The sequence below is a fragment of the Roseiarcus sp. genome (assembly GCF_049514155.1).
Lineage (GTDB): Bacteria > Pseudomonadota > Alphaproteobacteria > Rhizobiales > Beijerinckiaceae > Roseiarcus.
In genome coordinates, this window is record NZ_JBEKVH010000005.1 from 1 (window position 1) to 15,085 (window position 15,085).

Here is a 15,085-nt window from a genome sequence, read left to right on the forward strand (position 1 = left end):
GACAGAACATCGACGTGACCCCTGCATAGGCCAGGCACGCAATCGGCGAGAGACTCGGAATCTACGCACGCGAGCGCGCGACGACTGGCGCTCAATCGACAACGGCGGCCCGCGCCGGCGAGCGGCGACTGACGGATTCCTCGCCGCCCCTCGCTTCGATTGCGGCGGCAACGACAATGGCTAGTGGCGGCCCCGCAGCTTGAATTCGCGCATCAGCGGACCGAAATCGCTCTTTTGCGCATCGGTGAGGCCGTCATAAAGGGGCTTGGCCGCATCCGCGACCAGCTTCAGTTGCTCGCCCATTTTCTGAAGGTGCTCGGACATCATCGTCATGCGTTCGATCGGCGAGGGGCGTTCGCCTTGACTCATACGGTCTTGCGCTTGGCGCCATCGATCCGCGCGCGTCTTCTCGGCGTCGCGGATCGCCGATTCGAAAGCCGGCCAGTTCTTGGCTTGCTCATCGGTGAGCTTGAGCCCCGCCTTCATCGCGGCGAGATGCGCGTCGAGCATGACGGCCTGGCGTTCCTGCAACCGTTGCATCATGGCCGCGTTTGGCTGATCGCCGGGGGCGGCGAACGCATTCACGGCGAAGGTCGAACCCGCCAAGCCGGCGATCGCGACGGAGGCGAAAAGAAATTTCCTCATAAGGGCGCCTATGGGTTGAAGCATTGCATCGTCGCCGGAGTTCGGCGCGCGAAAGTCAAAGGCGAATTTGCCGGCGCCAACCAGATATCGCTCTGCGCTCGACGTCGATCTCTCGGTCGGCAGGTCGATCGCGAAACGCCGCGCCCGGCAGATCGCCGAGCCTGGCGCGCGATCCCTCTCCTCCAAGACGGCGCACCCGGAAATCCGGGTGGGCCGGCATTACGGAGAAGCCGCGGCGCCGGCCTCAGTAGCCCCAGGGACCGCAGAGACCAAGGGTCAACTGGATAGGACCGCAGAAGCCGGGATAGTAGCCGCCATAGTAGCCGCCGTAGCCGCCGTAGCCGCCGTAGCCGCCGTAGCCGCCGTAGCCGCCGTACCCGCTAGGTCCTCTGCGGCCGCGGAAATTGACGCCCATGCGCCCACTGACGCCCATGCGCCCGCTAGAAAAGCTTTGGCCATGCGGGCGCACGCCGGCGGCGCCGGCGGCGTCGGCGACGGACGGCAGCATGACCGTGCTGGCGGCCAAGGCGAGCGTCGCCGAGCCGACGATGAACATGTCTCTCAGCAGATGGGTTTTCATGATCGCGACTCCGTGGTGACGAGGAATGCGGAAACTCCCATCACTCAACGCGGCCGCGCGCCGGGGCGCTAGAATCGGAAACTACTCATGATCGCCTCGCAAGCGCCCCCGATGCGGGCGCTAGAGGCGTCGCTGAATTTCGTGTGCGGTCGATGGTCGAATTGCGCGAAGCTCTGTGACCCGCTGTCGCATCGGCCCGAACCGGCGCTCTGGCCCGGTCCCTGCCCGAATCGTCTGAAGCGCGCGCCGGCGTCGACATCGTCGGCGGCAAGCGGGTCGCAAATGTGGAGCCGGAATCCGATCAGGTCGCCTCGTCGTGAAATCGCCGACCGGCTCGGACTTCCGCGCGCAGCGCCGTCAAACGCGGTCAACCATGGCCGATCAAGCTGCGGTAAGCGCTTGCCGGCCACGCAAGCGCATTGGGCAGAGCTTGCCCGACGCTTGCGACGAGATCCGACGCTGGAGCGCTATTCCACTTGGCCTGAATTGTCGGCGCAAGCACAACGCCAACGCCGACAAGATAGACGATCACCACCAGAGCAATGATTGCGCGCATGACGAATTGTCCCTGTTCCCGCCGTAGGGGTCGCTCAGGATAGCGCTTTCGGTTCCGCGGGGAAGGTTCGGATTTTACCTATTCGACAAGGTTGTGGCCTGGCGATCGCGCTGTCGGCGAGGGCCGGTCTGCCGCCGGCGATGCGCAGCTCCTTCTCGCCCTTCGCCGGCGCCGAACGGCCGCTGATCGCCTTCGAGGCGGTCATCATCGGCGGATCGGGATCGCTGCGCGGCGGCTTCTTCGGCGGCCGGCTCGTCAACGCCGCCGCGGGCCGGGCGCGGCAGGGCTTCATCGACGCGCCCCCTACTGCGAATCTGGCGGCCGGGAGTTCGAGGCTTTCCCGGCGCATGATTTATGTCATTGATATAGAACGATAATTTTTTGCTTCGTCAGCCGCCGCCCTGGCCCCGGCTGGGTGAACGTCGGGCGTCGCGTTTTCCTAGGGCCGGACCAAACGCCGCAGCGGAAATGTTCACCTTCGGCTGAGCCGACCGCCGGCCTCGTGCTATCGGTCGCCGTGGCGCGATCTCGATCGTTGCGCCAACGCCGATTCTAGCCCGCCCGCACACGGCGAAGGTTGCGCCGCCGTCAAGTTCCGACCCCGGCCGCGACGACGCTGCAGTCGACGAGACGACCCGCTGATGAATTGACTCCGACCATGTCGAAACGCGCCTTCTTCATTCTTGCGGTCTTGGCCGCTGTTGCGCTCGGCGGCGGCGCCTGGCTCTATCTGCGCGGCGACGGCGCAGAGGGAAAGGATACGCTCGCGCTCTACGGCGATGTCGACATTCGGGAGGCGCAACCGGCCTTCAACGACTCCGGAACGATCGCGACGATGGTGGCGCAGGAAGGCGCGCGCGTGAAGCGCGGCGACCTGCTCGCGACGCTCGACGACGTCCGCTACGCCGCGGCGTTGGCGCAGGCGAAGGCGCAGATGGACAACCAGAACCAGACGCTGGCCAAGCTGCTGGCCGGGTCTCGCCCGGAAGAGATCGCGCAGGCCCAGGCGACCATGGACGCGCTGCAAACGACCTATTTGAACAACGAGGCGAGCTACAAGCGCTTCGCCGACTTGGCCGCCTCCAACGCCGGCACCATCCAGCAGCGCGACGACGCGAAAGCGGCGTTCGAATCGGCGCGCCAGCAATACGAAGCGGCGCGGCAGGCCTATCTTCTGGCGGTCGCCGGCCCGCGGGCCGAAGACATCGCCGCGGCGCGCGCCGCATTTGAGGCGGCGCAGGCGGCCGTAGCGCTGGCGCAGCGGCAGTTCGACGACACCCGGCTGTACGCGCCGTCGGACGGCGTGGTCGAGGATCGCATCCTGGAGCCCGGCGACATGGCGTCTCCCGCGACGCCGGTCTTCACCATCGCTTTGCTGAACCCGCTGTGGGTCAGAGCCTACGCGCCGGAGCGCGAACTCGGCCGCATCCGACTCGGCATGAAGGCGAGCGTAAGCGCCGACAGCTATCCCGGCCGAACCTACGACGGCTGGATCGGCTACGTTTCGCCGACCGCCGAGTTCACGCCCAAGTCGGTGGAGACGCCGGAGCTGCGCACCGCGCTGGTCTATCAGCTCAGGGTCTACGTCTGCGACGCACGCGGCGAGTTGCGGCTGGGGATGCCGGCCAGTGTGCATATCGATCTGACCCAGCCGGCGAGCGCGCCGCCGCCCGGCTGCGGAGCGAGCGATGCCGCCTCCCAATGAAGGCGCGCCGGCGCTGCAGCTCGAAGACGTGCGCCGAAGCTTTCGCGTGGGCAAGCGGGTGGTCAAGGCGATCGATGGGATCACCGCCAGCGCGGCGCAAGGCGCCGTCACCGGCCTGATCGGACCGGACGGCGCCGGCAAGACCACCTTGATGCGGTTGATCGCCGGCCTGCTGCGCGCCGACGCCGGCAAGATCGAGGCGCTGGGGATCGACGTCGCGCGCGATCCGCTCGCCGTCCAGGCGCGCATCGGCTACATGCCGCAGCGCTTCGGGCTCTACGACGACCTCAGCGTGCGCCAGAACCTCGATCTGTACGCAGATCTGCAAGGCGTGCCGGCCGACGAACGCCCCGCCCGCTACGCCGAACTCATGCGCATGACCGCGCTCGGGCCCTTCACCGAGCGCCGGGCGGGACGGCTTTCGGGTGGCATGAAGCAGAAGCTCGGCCTCGCCTGCACCTTGGTCCATCCGCCCGATCTGCTGCTGCTCGACGAGCCGACGGTCGGCGTCGATCCGGTGTCGCGGCGCGAGTTGTGGCAGATCATCGACCACCTGACGCACAGCGCAAAAGTGACGGTGCTGTTCAGCACCGCCTATCTCGACGAGGCCGAGCGTTGCGACGCCGTGCTGCTGATCCATGAAGGCCGGCTGCTGGGCGGCGGTCCACCCGCCGCCTTCACCGCGCAATTGGCGGGGCGCAGCTTCTTCGCCAGCGCCGCCGTCAGCCGGCGGCGGCTGCAGGAGCGGCTGGCGCGCGCGCCTGACGTGATCGACGCGGTGATCCAGGGCAGCCGGGTCAGGGTGGTGACGGGCGCGCCGACGCCGCCCGACGCCGCTGCGCTGGCCTTGGACCTGCCGGGCCTGACGTTCGCGCCCACCCCGCCGCGCTTCGAGGACGCCTTCGTCGCCCGGTTGCGCGCGCTCGACGCCGCGGCCCCGTCCGCTGCGGCGCCGGCGGCGCCGCCGGCCGCCGCGCCGCCGGCCGCCGCGTCGCCCACCGAAGACGTCATTGCGGTGACCCGTCTCACCCGCCGCTTCGGCGACTTCGTCGCCGTGAACGACGTCAGCTTCCACGTCGCCCGCGGCGAGATTTTCGGCCTGCTCGGCGCCAACGGCGCCGGCAAATCGACCACCTTCCGCATGCTCTGCGGCCTGCTGCCGCCTTCGGAAGGCGCCTTGCGCGTCGCCGGCTTCGATCTGCGCAAGGCCGCCGCGTCGGCGCGCGGGCGGATCGGCTACATGGCGCAGAAGTTCTCGCTCTACGGCGATCTGTCGGTGGAGCGCAATCTGCGCTTCTTCAGCAGCGTCTATCGACTGTTCGGCGCGCGGCAGCGTCGGCGCATCGACTGGGCGGTCGCCGAGTTCGACCTCGCCTCGCAAATGAGCGCGACCGCGCGCGACCTGCCGCTCGGATTCAAGCAGCGGCTCGCGCTCGCCTGCGCGCTGATGCACGAGCCCGACATTCTGTTCCTCGACGAGCCCACGTCCGGAGTCGATCCGCTCGCGCGTCGCGACTTCTGGCGGCGCATCAACGCGCTCGCCGAGACCGGCGTCACCGTCATGGTGACGACGCACTTCATGGAGGAAGCGGAGTACTGCGACCGCTTGGCGATCATGGCGCAGGGCAGCGTGCTGACCGAGGGGGCGCCGGAGACGATCAAGGCCGCCGCCAGGACCAAGGCGCGCCCGGATCCGACCATGGAGGACGCGTTCATCGCCATGATCGAGGCGGCGGCGGACGCGCCGACGCAGGCGTCACGACCATGATGGCCTCGCTGCGACGCCTGCGCGGGCTGCTGCGCAAGGAGTTCCTGCAGATCTGGCGGGACCCTTCTTCGCTCGCCATCGCTTTCCTGCTGCCGGCCGTGCTGCTGTTTCTGTTCGGCTACGGCGTCTCGCTCGACGCCAGCAACGTGCCGCTGGCGCTGGTGACGCAACGCCCGAGCGCGCTCGCGGCGAGCTTTGCCGGCGCGTTCGAGCAGTCGTCGTCCTTCCGCATGCGGCGGTTCCTCACCATCCAGGAGGCGGAGCGGGCGATGACCGACCGCGAGGCGCAGGGCGTCGTCTGGCTGCCGAGCGATTTCGACCGCCGGGCGATTTCCGGCGGAAACGCGCCGATCGGCGTGTTCGTCAACGGCGTCGACACCAACACCGCGCGGATCGTCGAGGGCTACGTCCAACAGGTCTGGGCCGGCTGGCTCGCCCAGCAGGCGGCCGAGGCGGGGCGGCCCGCCCCGCTGCCGATCGCCCTGCAGCCGCGGGTGCGATTCAACCCGACGGTGAACAGCCGCGACTTCATCGTGCCGGGCCTCATCGCGATGATCATGACCTTGAGCGGCGCGCTGCTGACGGCGCTGGTGATCGCGCGCGAGTGGGAACGCGGCACGATGGAAGCGTTGATGGTCACCCGCGTGACGATCCGGGAAATTCTGATCGCCAAGCTGATTCCCTATTTTGTGCTCGGCATGGGCGGCATGGCGGCCACGGTGGCGCTCGGCGTGTTCCGGTTCGACGTGCCGCTGCGCGGCTCGCTGTGGGCGCTCACCGTCACCTCCAGCCTGTTCATGCTCGCCGCGCTGGGCATGGGATTGTTGATCTCGACCGTCGCCCGTAGCCAGTTCGTCGCCGCGCAGATCGCCATCATCGCGACGTTCCTGCCGGCGTTCATCCTCTCGGGCTTCGTATTCGACATCAACTCCATGCCGTGGCCGGTGCAGATCATCACCTACGCCGTCGCGGCGCGTTATTTCGTCGCCATCCTGCAATCGACGTTTCTGGCCGGCGACGTCTGGTCGGTGATCCTGCCCAACGCCGCCGCGCTGATCGCGATAGCGGCGATCTTCCTCGGCGCGGCCCGCGCGCTGGCGCGCAAACGATTGGACTGACGACGATGTGGCGGCAGGTTCTGGCTTTGATCGTCAAGGAGCTGCTGGCGGTGCTGCGCGACGCCAAGAGCCGCTCGGTGCTGATCAGCCCGCCGATCGTCATGCTGATATTGTTCGGCTACGCCGCGACATACGATCTCGACCGCGTGCCGATCGCGATCTACAACCAGGATGCGAGCGAGGCGTCCCGCGATCTCGTCGCGCATTTTCTCGGCGCGCCGACCTTCCGGCTGGTCGCCACGCTGCACAGCAGCCAGGAGATCGACGCGCTGATCGATTCGCGCACGATCAAGCTGGCGCTGGTGATCGATCCGCGCTTCACCCGAGATCTGCTGACCGGACGGCCGGTGCCGGTGCAGACGATCCTCGACGGCCGCAACTCCAACACCGCGCTGCTGATCGAGGGCTACGCCAACGCCATTTTGAGCGACTTCTCGACTGCCTGGGCCGCCGCGCACGGCGCGGCGAATCCGCCGGCGACGCTCGACATCCGCGCCCGCTACAACCCGACCCTCAGCTCGCATTGGTTCTTCGTGCCGAGCATCGTCGCGTTGCTGACCCAGATCGTGACGTTGATGGTGGTCGCCCTCTCGGTCGCGCGCGAGCGCGAAAGCGGCACCTTCGACCAATTGCTGGTCACGCCGCTGCGCCCGATCGACATCCTGCTCGGCAAGGGTTTGCCGGGCGTGCTGATCGGGGCGATCGAAGCCTCGGCGATCATCGCCGCAACGGTGTGGTGGTTCGAGGTTCCGCTGCGCGGCGGACTGGCGCCGCTCTATCTTGGGCTGCTCGTCTTCGTCGTCGCGGTCGTCGGCGTGGGGCTGATGATCTCCTCGCTGGCGGCGACGCAGCAGCAGGCGCTGCTCGGGGTGTTCCTGTTCATGGTGCCCTCGGTCCTCCTCTCCGGCTTCGCCAGCCCGATCGCCAACATGCCCGACTGGGTGCAGGACATCACCCTCGTCAACCCGATGCGCTACTTCCTGGTCATCGTGCGCGGCGTGTTCCTGGAAGGCGCTGGCCTGTCCTCGCTCGCCTCGCAATATTGGCCGATGGCGTTGATCGCCGCGGCGAGCCTCACCGCCGCGGGATGGCTGTTCCGCCGCCGGGTGACGTGAGCGTCTTCAGTCCGGTGAAAACGCGGCGCGCGTCGGCGGGCATTGAAGCCGGAAGCGCGGCGCGAGGCCTCGACCGCAGCCTCGATCGACGGCCGCCTGTCGGCGCGCGGCTCGCGCGGACTCGACGATCAGCATCGCGTTCTGGGCCGGCAGAGCGATCAACGGCGAACGCGAGCGCCGGATTCGCGCTTCATATCGGCGATCCCAAGACGGCCGCCGCGCTGCTCGACCGCCTCGCTCACCACGGCGACATCGTCGAAACCGGCGACGACGGCTGGCGCTTCAAGCGCCGCGTCCGACCGCTTTCGCCGCCGCGCCCGACCGGCCCGCGCTCGCCCCGGCTGCGCCGCCCCAGCCAGCTTCGCCGCAGCGGCGGTTCAGGCGAGCAACGACTTGATCCGTTCGGCGTCCTGCGGCGTCGCCGGATTGTAGACCACCATGCTGAGATCCGGCCGGCCGTCGACCGCGAAGGCGGAGTACTCGAAGGCGAGCCGACCGAGCAGCGGATGCCGGATGTGCTTGACGGCCTCGCCGTGGGCGCCATGGACGTCGTTTTCACGCCACATCGCCCTGAACTCGGGGCTGAGTCGGCATAGCTCTTCGACGAGCGATTCCACTTCCGCCGCGGCGCCGGCGCGGGCCGCGTCCACCCGGAACGAGCCCAACGCGAACCGCGCCACGCTTTGCCAGTCGTATTGGGCGCCGCGAGCGCGCGGGTCGAGGAAGATGAAGCGCAGGATGTTGCGCCGATCCGGCGGCAGCGATCCATAGTCGATCAGCATCACGGTCGCCGCCCGGTTCCAGGCGACGACGTCCCAAATCGCGGTCCTAATCACGGCGGGGCTCGGGTCCAGCGCATCGAGAACGCGCTGCAGCCGCGGCGTGACGCCTTCGCTCTTTCGGTAGCGCGCCTCTGGCGGGCGGCCGAGGCCGAGCAGGAAGAGGTGCTCGCGCTCGACGTCCGTCAGCATGAGCGCGCGCGCGATGCGATCGAGCACGTCGGCCGACGGCGCCCCGCCGCGCCCCTGCTCGAGCCACGTGTACCAGGTGGGGCTGATGTTGGCCCGCTGCGCCACTTCCTCGCGACGCAGGCCGACGGTCCGGCGGCGCTCCGAGGGAAAGCCGAGAGCGGTCGGATCGAGCTTCGTCCGCCGGTTCCTCAGATAGGTTCCGAGCGGGTTCTCGGTCGTCAGGGGTTCGGTCATCCTGTTAGCCATCTTACTATGATAAAGTCACTACTTTACCAGAATAGACAATGAGCCGACATTTGTCTCCAGCAACCCCAGGAGATTCTGCTCATGCGTGTGTTTGTCACTGGCGCCACCGGTTGGGTCGGCTCGGCGATCGTTAAGGATCTGATCGCCGCCGGCCATGCGGTGCTCGGCCTTGCCCGCTCGGACGCGGGCGCCGAAGCCCTGGCTGCAGCGGGCGCCGAGGTTCATCGCGGGTCGCTCGATGACCTCGACGGTCTCGAGAGCGGCGTCGCGCAGGCCGATGGCGTGATCCACACCGCTTTCGATCATGACTTCTCGAAATTGGCGGAGAGTGGGGCGCAGGACCAACGCGCCATCGCAACGCTCGGCGCTGCGCTCGAAGGCTCCGATCGTCCGTTGCTCGTAACCTCGGGGTTGCTGCTGCTCGCTCCTGGCCGCGTAGCGACCGAGGCGGTTGCTCCGCCGGACTCCTTTCCGCGCAAGTCGGAAGCGGCGGCGGCCGCGCTGGTGGAACGCGGCGTCAAGGCGGGAAGCATCCGTCTCGCCCCGTCGGTTCATGGCCATGGCGATCACGGCTTCGTGCCGCGCCTGATCCAGTTCGCACGCGAAAAGGGCGTGTCCGCCTATATCGGCGATGGGCTCAACCGCTGGCCGGCCGTACATCGGTTTGACGCAGCCCGTGTCTATCGGCTCGCTCTCGAGCATGGCGCGGAAGGGAGCCCCTTCCACGCGGTGGCCGAACAGGGCGTACCCTTCAAGGCGATCGCGGAGGTAATCGGCCGCCGCCTGAACCTTCCGGTTGTCTCACTGTCGCCGGAAGAGGCGGCACAGCACTTCGGCTGGTTCGCCATGTTCGCAGGCGCGGACGCCCCGACATCGAGCGAGCGGACTCGATCGCGGCTCGGCTGGGCGCCCGAACAACCCGGGCTGATCGCCGACATCGATCACCCGGCCTATTTCGCACAATAGAGAAGGGGCCGCCGAGCGGCCGTCGTTCGCGAGATTTTCGAAACCAACGGAGACTTTGCTCATGCGCGTGTTCGTCACCGGCGCCACCGGATTCATCGGCTCGGCCGTCGTCAAGGAATTGATCGCGGCCGGCCATCAGGTGATCGGCCTCTATCGCTCGGAAGAGAAAGCGGCAGCTTTGGCGGCCGCTGGCGCCGAGGTCTATCACGGGTCAATCGCGGACCCCGACAGCCTCAAGGCGGGGGCGGCACGAGCGGACGGCGTCATCCACCTCGCCTTCAACCACGACTTTTCGAGATTCGTGCAAAATTGTGAGGACGATCGCCCTGTCATTGCGGCGCTCGCCTCTGCTCTCGCCGGCTCCGACCGGCCACTGATCGTGACCTCCGGGACCGGCTTGGCCAATACGGCGCCGGGCGAACCGGCGAGAGAAGACAATGCGATCGTCGGCGCCAACGTGCATCCGCGCGCCGCGTCGGAGGAGGCCGCCGCCGCCGCAGACGGGGTCAATGTGTCGGTGGTGCGGCTCCCCCAGGTTCACGACACGGCCAGGCAAGGCCTCATCACCCCCGTCATCGCCATGTATCGCGACAAGGGCGCGTGCGTGTACCTCGGAGATGGAGTCAATCGCTGGCCGGCGGCGCACTATCTCGACGTCGCCCGCCTCTACAGGCTGGCGATCGAGAAGGCCGAGCCGAACGCAAAATATCACGCGGTCGCCGAAGAAGGCGTGTCGATGCGCGAAATTGCCGAAGCCCTCGGTCGACGCTTAAAGCTGCCGGTCAAATCCATCGCCCCTGAAGAAGCTCCAGCCTATTTCGGCTGGCTCGCCGCGTTCGCCGGGCACGATGTGCCCGCCTCCAGCGCGCAGACACGGAAGAAGCTCGGATGGGCGCCGATCGGGCCCACGTTGATCGCCGACCTCGAAGCGCTGCGTCTCTCCGACCGCTGAAACCCGCGCGGACAATCGCAGGCGGCGATCAGGGCGCTGTCGCAAACGCGTCCCCAGAGCGCTGATCGGCGCCCAAGCCTCGATCAGCCAGACGATCCCTATCGACGCCGCGAGGAGAGCCGCCCACGGCGGCCGCGCGCCGGAGCGGCGCCGGACGGCGCTTGCCGATTTGCCACGCGATGGCGGCGAACGGCGCGGGGAAGGCGGCCAGCCGCGATCTCGCGGTCGATCGGCCGATTGTGGAAAGGACTCGAGGGTTCTAGGATCGGCTCGCCTTGCGGGCGCGCATGCGCGCGACCGTAAGCGGACCTGCCGGCGCCAAGAGGCGGCCGGACGTAGGCGTTGGAGCGGAGAGCATGGTCTATCGGATCGTCGCCGAGCAGTGCACAAGCTGCGGCGCCTGCGAACTGGATTGTCCGAATTCGGCGATCAGCATGGACCGCTTCACCTATGTGATCGACCCGACGAAATGCACCGAATGCAAGGGCTTCCACGACTCGCCGCATTGCGCCTCGGTCTGCCCGGTCCCCAACACCTGCGTGCCGGCGACGGCCGGCCAGCCTGGGGCCAGCCCCGCCGGCGCCTAGGTCCTTCCGCCTCCGCTGGCTTCAGATCGTCGCCATGCGCGACCACAGGCGCGTCGCTTCGGCGCGCGCCTGGGCCGTAACGGATTCGTAGTCAGCCGTCGCCAGAACCCCGTTCTCGACCACGACGCGACCGCCGACGACGACGTGGCGCACAGCGCCATTTCGCCGCACGGCCAAATCGCCGAGCGACCCTGGCGCCAGCGGCTCGGCTTCCGCGCCGAAACGCTCGGCCGCCAGCGCGGCGCCCAACGCAAGCCGTCCGCCGACGCCGACATCGCCGTTCTGCTCGGCGAGCCGCATGAGCGCGGCGTCTTCCGCGGCCATGTCGGCGTCCCAGCCGTCCGCGCCCAACGCGACTCGCGTCGCAGCCGACAGCGCGCCGGCGTAGCCGACCCGGTTGCCTTCATTGGAGCGCGGGTTGTGGACGAACCAGCAGCCGGCGTCGGCGGCGAGGCGCACCTGATCGCGGCTCAACCGCACGCCGTGGGCGAGGATCGAGCCCTCCGGCAGCGCGTCCAGCGACAGCAACCGCTCGAGCGGCCCCGGATAACCGCGCCGGCGCGCGTCGTCGACGTCGGCCTGATCCTCGGCGAGATGGACGTGGACGACCGTGCCGAGCTCGCGCGCCAGCGCGCCGGCCTCGCGCGCCGTTTGGTCGGAAACCGTGAAGCTCGCGTGCAGCCCGATGAGGCCGCGCACCAGCGGCGAGGCGGCGAGGCGACGACACTCCGCCAGTCCTCGCCGCGCCTCTTCGCGGCCGAAATTGCGCTCGCTCGCGCCGTAGCAGACGAGCGCGCGCGCGCCGAGTTCCTCGCAGGCTTCGGCGAGGATCGCCAGCGACCCTTCGATCCGATTCGGCGATTCGTGATGGTCGACGAGCGTCGTCGTCCCGGCGAGCAGCGCACGGGCGACGTAGTCGCGCGCCGCAGCGCGGAGACTGTCGGCGTCAAGCGCGCGGTCGAGCCGCCACCACACCTTTTGCAGGATCTCGAGAAAGTCGGCCGGCGGCGGCTCCGGCGCCGGCATGCCGTAGGGCGCGAGGCCGCTGTAGAGGTGGGTGTGGGCGCAGACGGCGCCAGGCTCGATCTCGCCGTCTCCGCACGCGAGATGCGCCGCGCCCGCGGGCGCCGAAGCGACGACGCGCCCCGCCACGATCGCCACGCTGCGGCCGTGGGCGTCGGGACCGACGACGATCGGGCCGATCAATGCCATTGCTCGCGCTCGCCGTCGGGGAAGCGGCCGACATTGATCGCGCGCGCGGCGGGCGAATCCTTCATCGGCAGGCGCATGCGCCGCACGCCGTCGTAGGCGGCGAGCGCGCCCGCCACCGCGCCGGCGGTCGGCACCAGGCCGATCTCGCCGACCCCCTTGGCGCCGAACGGACCTTCAGGCTCGGGCTCCTCGACCAGGATGACCTCGACTTCAGGCATATGCTGGGCGCGCAGGACGCCGATCTCGCGCGTCTTGAAGATCGCCGGCATGCCGTCCTTGCAGGGAAGCTCTTCGGTCAGCGCGTAGCCCAGCCCCATCTGCACCGCGCCCTGGATCTGCGCCTCGCACAGCTGCGGGTTGATCGCGCGGCCGACGTCGTGGGCGGCGATCACTTTCTCGACCGCGCCCTTCTCGTCGAGCACCGCCACCTGGGTGGCGAAGCCGTAGGTGGTGTGGGTCTTGATCTTGCCGTTCTTCAACTCGCCCGCCGCCGTAGTGTCGTCGATGCGAGTCTCGCCGACATAGATCTTTCCGACGAGATCGGCGAGCGTTCGCCCGGCGTCGAGGTCGGCCTTGAGCTTTTCTGCGGCGTCGATCGTCGCCCGTCCGGCGAGCAGCGTGGCGCGCGAGCCGGTCGTCTGGCCGGCGCCGACTTCGAAGCGGCTGTTGACCTGAGGCCGGAAGACCGAGGCCGGCAGGCCGGTGACTTCGACCGCGCATTGCGTGAGGACGGTCAGCAGGCCCTGGCCCATCTCGGTGAAGCCGGTGTGGAGATCGATCGCGCCGTCCGCCTGCACGACCAGCCGGCACTTGCCGTATTCGATCGCGCCATTGCCGAGCCCGGAGTTCTTGAGGCCGCAGGCGATGCCGACCGCACGCCCCGCGGCGCGCGCCGCCTCGTAGGCCGGCTTGACCGCGAGCAAGGTCTTCGCCGCGCCGACCGACTTCTCGAGGATCTGTCCGGTCGTCGTCAGGTCGCCGACCCGCACGATGTTGCGCCAGCGCATCTCCCAGCCATCGAGCCCGACCTTGGCGGCGAGCAGATCGAGACAGCCCTCGATGGCGAAGCTCGTCTGGTTGACGCCGAAGCCGCGCATCGCGCCGCAGGGCGGATTGTTGGTGTAGGCGGCGACCGACTCGATGGCGACCGCCGGCGTCCGGTAGGGCCCGCAGGCGTGGCCGGCGGCGCGCTCCAGCACCTTGCCGCCGACCGAAGCGTAGGCGCCGGAGTCGCCCAGAATATCCGCTTTCACCGCGGTCAGCCGGCCCTCGGCGTCGCAGCCGACCGTGTAGGTCATGGTGAGCGGGTGGCGCTTGGGGTGGATGCGGATCGATTCCTCGCGCGTGAGCGCGATCCGCACCGGCCGCCCGGTCAGCCGCGCCAGCAGGGCCGTCTGCGCCTGGATCGTCATGTCCTCCTTGCCGCCGAAGGCGCCGCCGTTCGGCGCGAGTTCGACATACAGCCGCTCTTCCGGCTCGCCGAGGACGGCGGCGATCTGCCGGCGATCGTCGAAGATCCCTTGGCCCTGGCTATAGATGTGCAGGCGACCGTCGGGCAGCGGGCGGGCGAGGCACGCCTCCGGCTCGAGGAACAGATGCTCGATGCGCTGGGTCGTCCAGACGCCGCTGACCACATGCGCCGACGCGGCCAGGGCGGCCTCGGCGTCGCCGCGCGCGTAGCGCGTCGTCGAGAGCAGGTTGTCGTGCTTGGGATTGACGCGCGGCGCCCCTGGCTTGAGCGCTTCGGCGGGGTCGAGCACCGCGGGCAGGACCTCGTATTCGACCTCGATGAGCTTCGCCGCTTCGCGCGCGACGCGCGGGGTCTCGGCGGCGACGGCCGCCAGCACGTCGCCGACATAGCGCGCCTCTTCGCCCTCGGCGACGAAGCAGGGCCAGTCGGCGTAGATTTGCCCGATCCAGCGTTCGCCCGGCACGTCCTTGGCGGTCGCGACGGCGACGACGCCGGGAAGCGCGCGCGCCTTGGCGACGTCGATCTTGACGATCCGCGCGCGCGCGTGCGCCGACAACGCGACGACGCCGTAAAGCAGCCCGGGCGCGTCGACGTCGGCGACGAACGGCCGCTCGCCGAGCGCGAGTTCGCCGCCCTGATAGCGCTTGAGCGGCTGGCCGACGCCGCCGTTCTCGACCACGGCCGGCGCGGCGCCGCCGAGCTTGGCCGCCTGGATGAGTTCGACCGCGTCGATGATCTTGGCGTAGCCGGTGCAGCGGCACAGATGCCCGTCGAGCACCCGCGCGATTTCGGCGCGCGTGAGCTTCTCGCCCTGATCGGTCATCCACTTGATGCGCAGGACGAAGCCCGGGGTGCAGAACCCGCATTGCAGCCCGGCGGCGGCCTGGAAGGCGTCGGCATAGAGGCGCCGCTCGTCCTCGGCGACCCCTTCGAGCGTCGTGACCGAGCGGCCTTCGACCTGCTCGATCCTGACCGCGCAGGTCACCTTGGGCTGTCCGTCGATCAGCGCCAGGCAGGCGCCGCACTCCCGCTGCGGCGCGCAGCCCGACTTGAGCGACTTGAGCTTGAAGCTCTCGCGCAGGACGTCGAGCAGCGGCTCGTCCGGCCAGGCCTCGACCGCGCGCGCTTCGCCGTTCAGTTGGAATTTGATCGTCCTCATATTCCGCCTGTCCCGAGCGCACATTATGCATCAA

Annotated in this window: 13 protein-coding genes and 1 pseudogene; 8 read left to right on the forward strand and 6 right to left on the reverse strand. The window is 68.8% G+C overall.

Annotated elements, in window-relative coordinates; translation table 11 throughout:
* Positions 1-180 precede the first annotated feature (180 nt).
* The 3 genes from ABSF49_RS01310 to ABSF49_RS01320 form a co-directional block, all read right to left on the reverse strand.
* Positions 181-606, reverse strand: a complete 426-nt coding sequence (locus ABSF49_RS01310; RefSeq protein ID WP_424110824.1) for a Spy/CpxP family protein refolding chaperone — start codon at positions 604-606, stop codon at positions 181-183.
* Positions 607-889: 283 nt separating this feature from the next.
* Positions 890-1,225, reverse strand: a complete 336-nt coding sequence (locus ABSF49_RS01315; RefSeq protein WP_424110825.1) for a hypothetical protein — start codon at positions 1,223-1,225, stop codon at positions 890-892.
* 367 nt (positions 1,226-1,592) lie between these two features.
* The gene (locus ABSF49_RS01320; RefSeq protein WP_424110826.1) at positions 1,593-1,781 is read right to left on the reverse strand and encodes a hypothetical protein; all 189 of its coding nucleotides are present in this window, start codon (positions 1,779-1,781) and stop codon (positions 1,593-1,595) included.
* Between the two features lie 658 nt (positions 1,782-2,439).
* On the opposite strand from ABSF49_RS01320, the gene ABSF49_RS01325 reads away from it, so the two are divergent.
* The 5 genes and pseudogenes from ABSF49_RS01325 to ABSF49_RS01345 all read left to right on the forward strand — a co-directional run.
* Positions 2,440-3,486, forward strand: coding sequence for an HlyD family secretion protein (locus tag ABSF49_RS01325; RefSeq protein WP_424110827.1), 1,047 nt, complete (start codon positions 2,440-2,442; stop codon positions 3,484-3,486).
* Complete coding sequence (locus tag ABSF49_RS01330; RefSeq protein ID WP_424110828.1) at positions 3,470-5,254, forward strand: ATP-binding cassette domain-containing protein; 1,785 nt, start codon at positions 3,470-3,472, stop codon at positions 5,252-5,254. The genes ABSF49_RS01325 and ABSF49_RS01330 overlap by 17 nt, the downstream gene beginning before the upstream one ends.
* Complete coding sequence (locus ABSF49_RS01335) at positions 5,251-6,372, forward strand: ABC transporter permease (protein WP_424110829.1); 1,122 nt, start codon at positions 5,251-5,253, stop codon at positions 6,370-6,372. Before ABSF49_RS01330 ends, ABSF49_RS01335 begins: the two co-directional genes overlap by 4 nt.
* Before the next feature lie 5 nt (positions 6,373-6,377).
* Positions 6,378-7,487 (forward strand): ABC transporter permease, encoded by a 1,110-nt coding sequence (locus ABSF49_RS01340; RefSeq protein ID WP_424110830.1) that lies wholly within the window; start codon positions 6,378-6,380, stop codon positions 7,485-7,487.
* Between the two features lie 197 nt (positions 7,488-7,684).
* Positions 7,685-7,780, forward strand: a pseudogene (locus ABSF49_RS01345) (ATP-binding protein); the annotation flags it as partial.
* 84 nt (positions 7,781-7,864) lie between these two features.
* On the opposite strand, the gene ABSF49_RS01350 reads toward ABSF49_RS01345, so the two are convergent.
* The gene (locus ABSF49_RS01350) at positions 7,865-8,692 is read right to left on the reverse strand and encodes a helix-turn-helix transcriptional regulator (RefSeq protein WP_424110831.1); all 828 of its coding nucleotides are present in this window, start codon (positions 8,690-8,692) and stop codon (positions 7,865-7,867) included.
* 93 nt (positions 8,693-8,785) lie between these two features.
* Between ABSF49_RS01350 and ABSF49_RS01355 the strand changes: the two genes are divergently transcribed.
* From ABSF49_RS01355 to ABSF49_RS01365, 3 genes are all read left to right on the forward strand, one after another.
* Positions 8,786-9,670 carry an SDR family oxidoreductase gene (locus ABSF49_RS01355; RefSeq protein WP_424110832.1) on the forward strand — a complete coding sequence of 295 codons (885 nt, stop codon included), beginning with the start codon at positions 8,786-8,788 and terminating at the stop codon, positions 9,668-9,670.
* A 61-nt stretch (positions 9,671-9,731) separates the two neighbouring features.
* Positions 9,732-10,622 (forward strand): SDR family oxidoreductase, encoded by an 891-nt coding sequence (locus ABSF49_RS01360; protein ID WP_424110833.1) that lies wholly within the window; start codon positions 9,732-9,734, stop codon positions 10,620-10,622.
* A gap of 356 nt (positions 10,623-10,978) precedes the next feature.
* Complete coding sequence (locus ABSF49_RS01365; protein WP_424110834.1) at positions 10,979-11,209, forward strand: 4Fe-4S dicluster domain-containing protein; 231 nt, start codon at positions 10,979-10,981, stop codon at positions 11,207-11,209.
* A 21-nt stretch (positions 11,210-11,230) separates the two neighbouring features.
* Here the strand turns inward: ABSF49_RS01365 and ABSF49_RS01370 are convergent, their stop codons facing one another.
* Both ABSF49_RS01370 and xdh read right to left on the reverse strand, forming a co-directional pair.
* The gene (locus tag ABSF49_RS01370; protein WP_424110835.1) at positions 11,231-12,421 is read right to left on the reverse strand and encodes an amidohydrolase family protein; all 1,191 of its coding nucleotides are present in this window, start codon (positions 12,419-12,421) and stop codon (positions 11,231-11,233) included.
* Positions 12,412-15,051, reverse strand: a complete 2,640-nt coding sequence (gene xdh, locus ABSF49_RS01375; RefSeq protein ID WP_424110836.1) for a selenium-dependent xanthine dehydrogenase — start codon at positions 15,049-15,051, stop codon at positions 12,412-12,414. The genes ABSF49_RS01370 and xdh overlap by 10 nt, the downstream gene beginning before the upstream one ends.
* Positions 15,052-15,085 lie beyond the last annotated feature (34 nt).

Coding starts and splice junctions, on each gene's coding strand:
- ABSF49_RS01340 (WP_424110830.1), top strand. CDS start 6,378: ATGTGGCGGCAGGTTCTGGCTTTGATCGTCAAGGAGCTGCTGGCGGTG.
- ABSF49_RS01355 (WP_424110832.1), top strand. CDS start 8,786: ATGCGTGTGTTTGTCACTGGCGCCACCGGTTGGGTCGGCTCGGCGATC.
- ABSF49_RS01360 (WP_424110833.1), top strand. CDS start 9,732: ATGCGCGTGTTCGTCACCGGCGCCACCGGATTCATCGGCTCGGCCGTC.
- ABSF49_RS01325 (WP_424110827.1), top strand. CDS start 2,440: ATGTCGAAACGCGCCTTCTTCATTCTTGCGGTCTTGGCCGCTGTTGCG.
- ABSF49_RS01370 (WP_424110835.1), bottom strand. CDS start 12,421: ATGGCATTGATCGGCCCGATCGTCGTCGGTCCCGACGCCCACGGCCGC.
- ABSF49_RS01335 (WP_424110829.1), top strand. CDS start 5,251: ATGATGGCCTCGCTGCGACGCCTGCGCGGGCTGCTGCGCAAGGAGTTC.
- ABSF49_RS01330 (WP_424110828.1), top strand. CDS start 3,470: ATGCCGCCTCCCAATGAAGGCGCGCCGGCGCTGCAGCTCGAAGACGTG.
- ABSF49_RS01320 (WP_424110826.1), bottom strand. CDS start 1,781: ATGCGCGCAATCATTGCTCTGGTGGTGATCGTCTATCTTGTCGGCGTT.
- ABSF49_RS01315 (WP_424110825.1), bottom strand. CDS start 1,225: ATGAAAACCCATCTGCTGAGAGACATGTTCATCGTCGGCTCGGCGACG.
- ABSF49_RS01350 (WP_424110831.1), bottom strand. CDS start 8,692: ATGACCGAACCCCTGACGACCGAGAACCCGCTCGGAACCTATCTGAGG.
- ABSF49_RS01365 (WP_424110834.1), top strand. CDS start 10,979: ATGGTCTATCGGATCGTCGCCGAGCAGTGCACAAGCTGCGGCGCCTGC.
- xdh (WP_424110836.1), bottom strand. CDS start 15,051: ATGAGGACGATCAAATTCCAACTGAACGGCGAAGCGCGCGCGGTCGAG.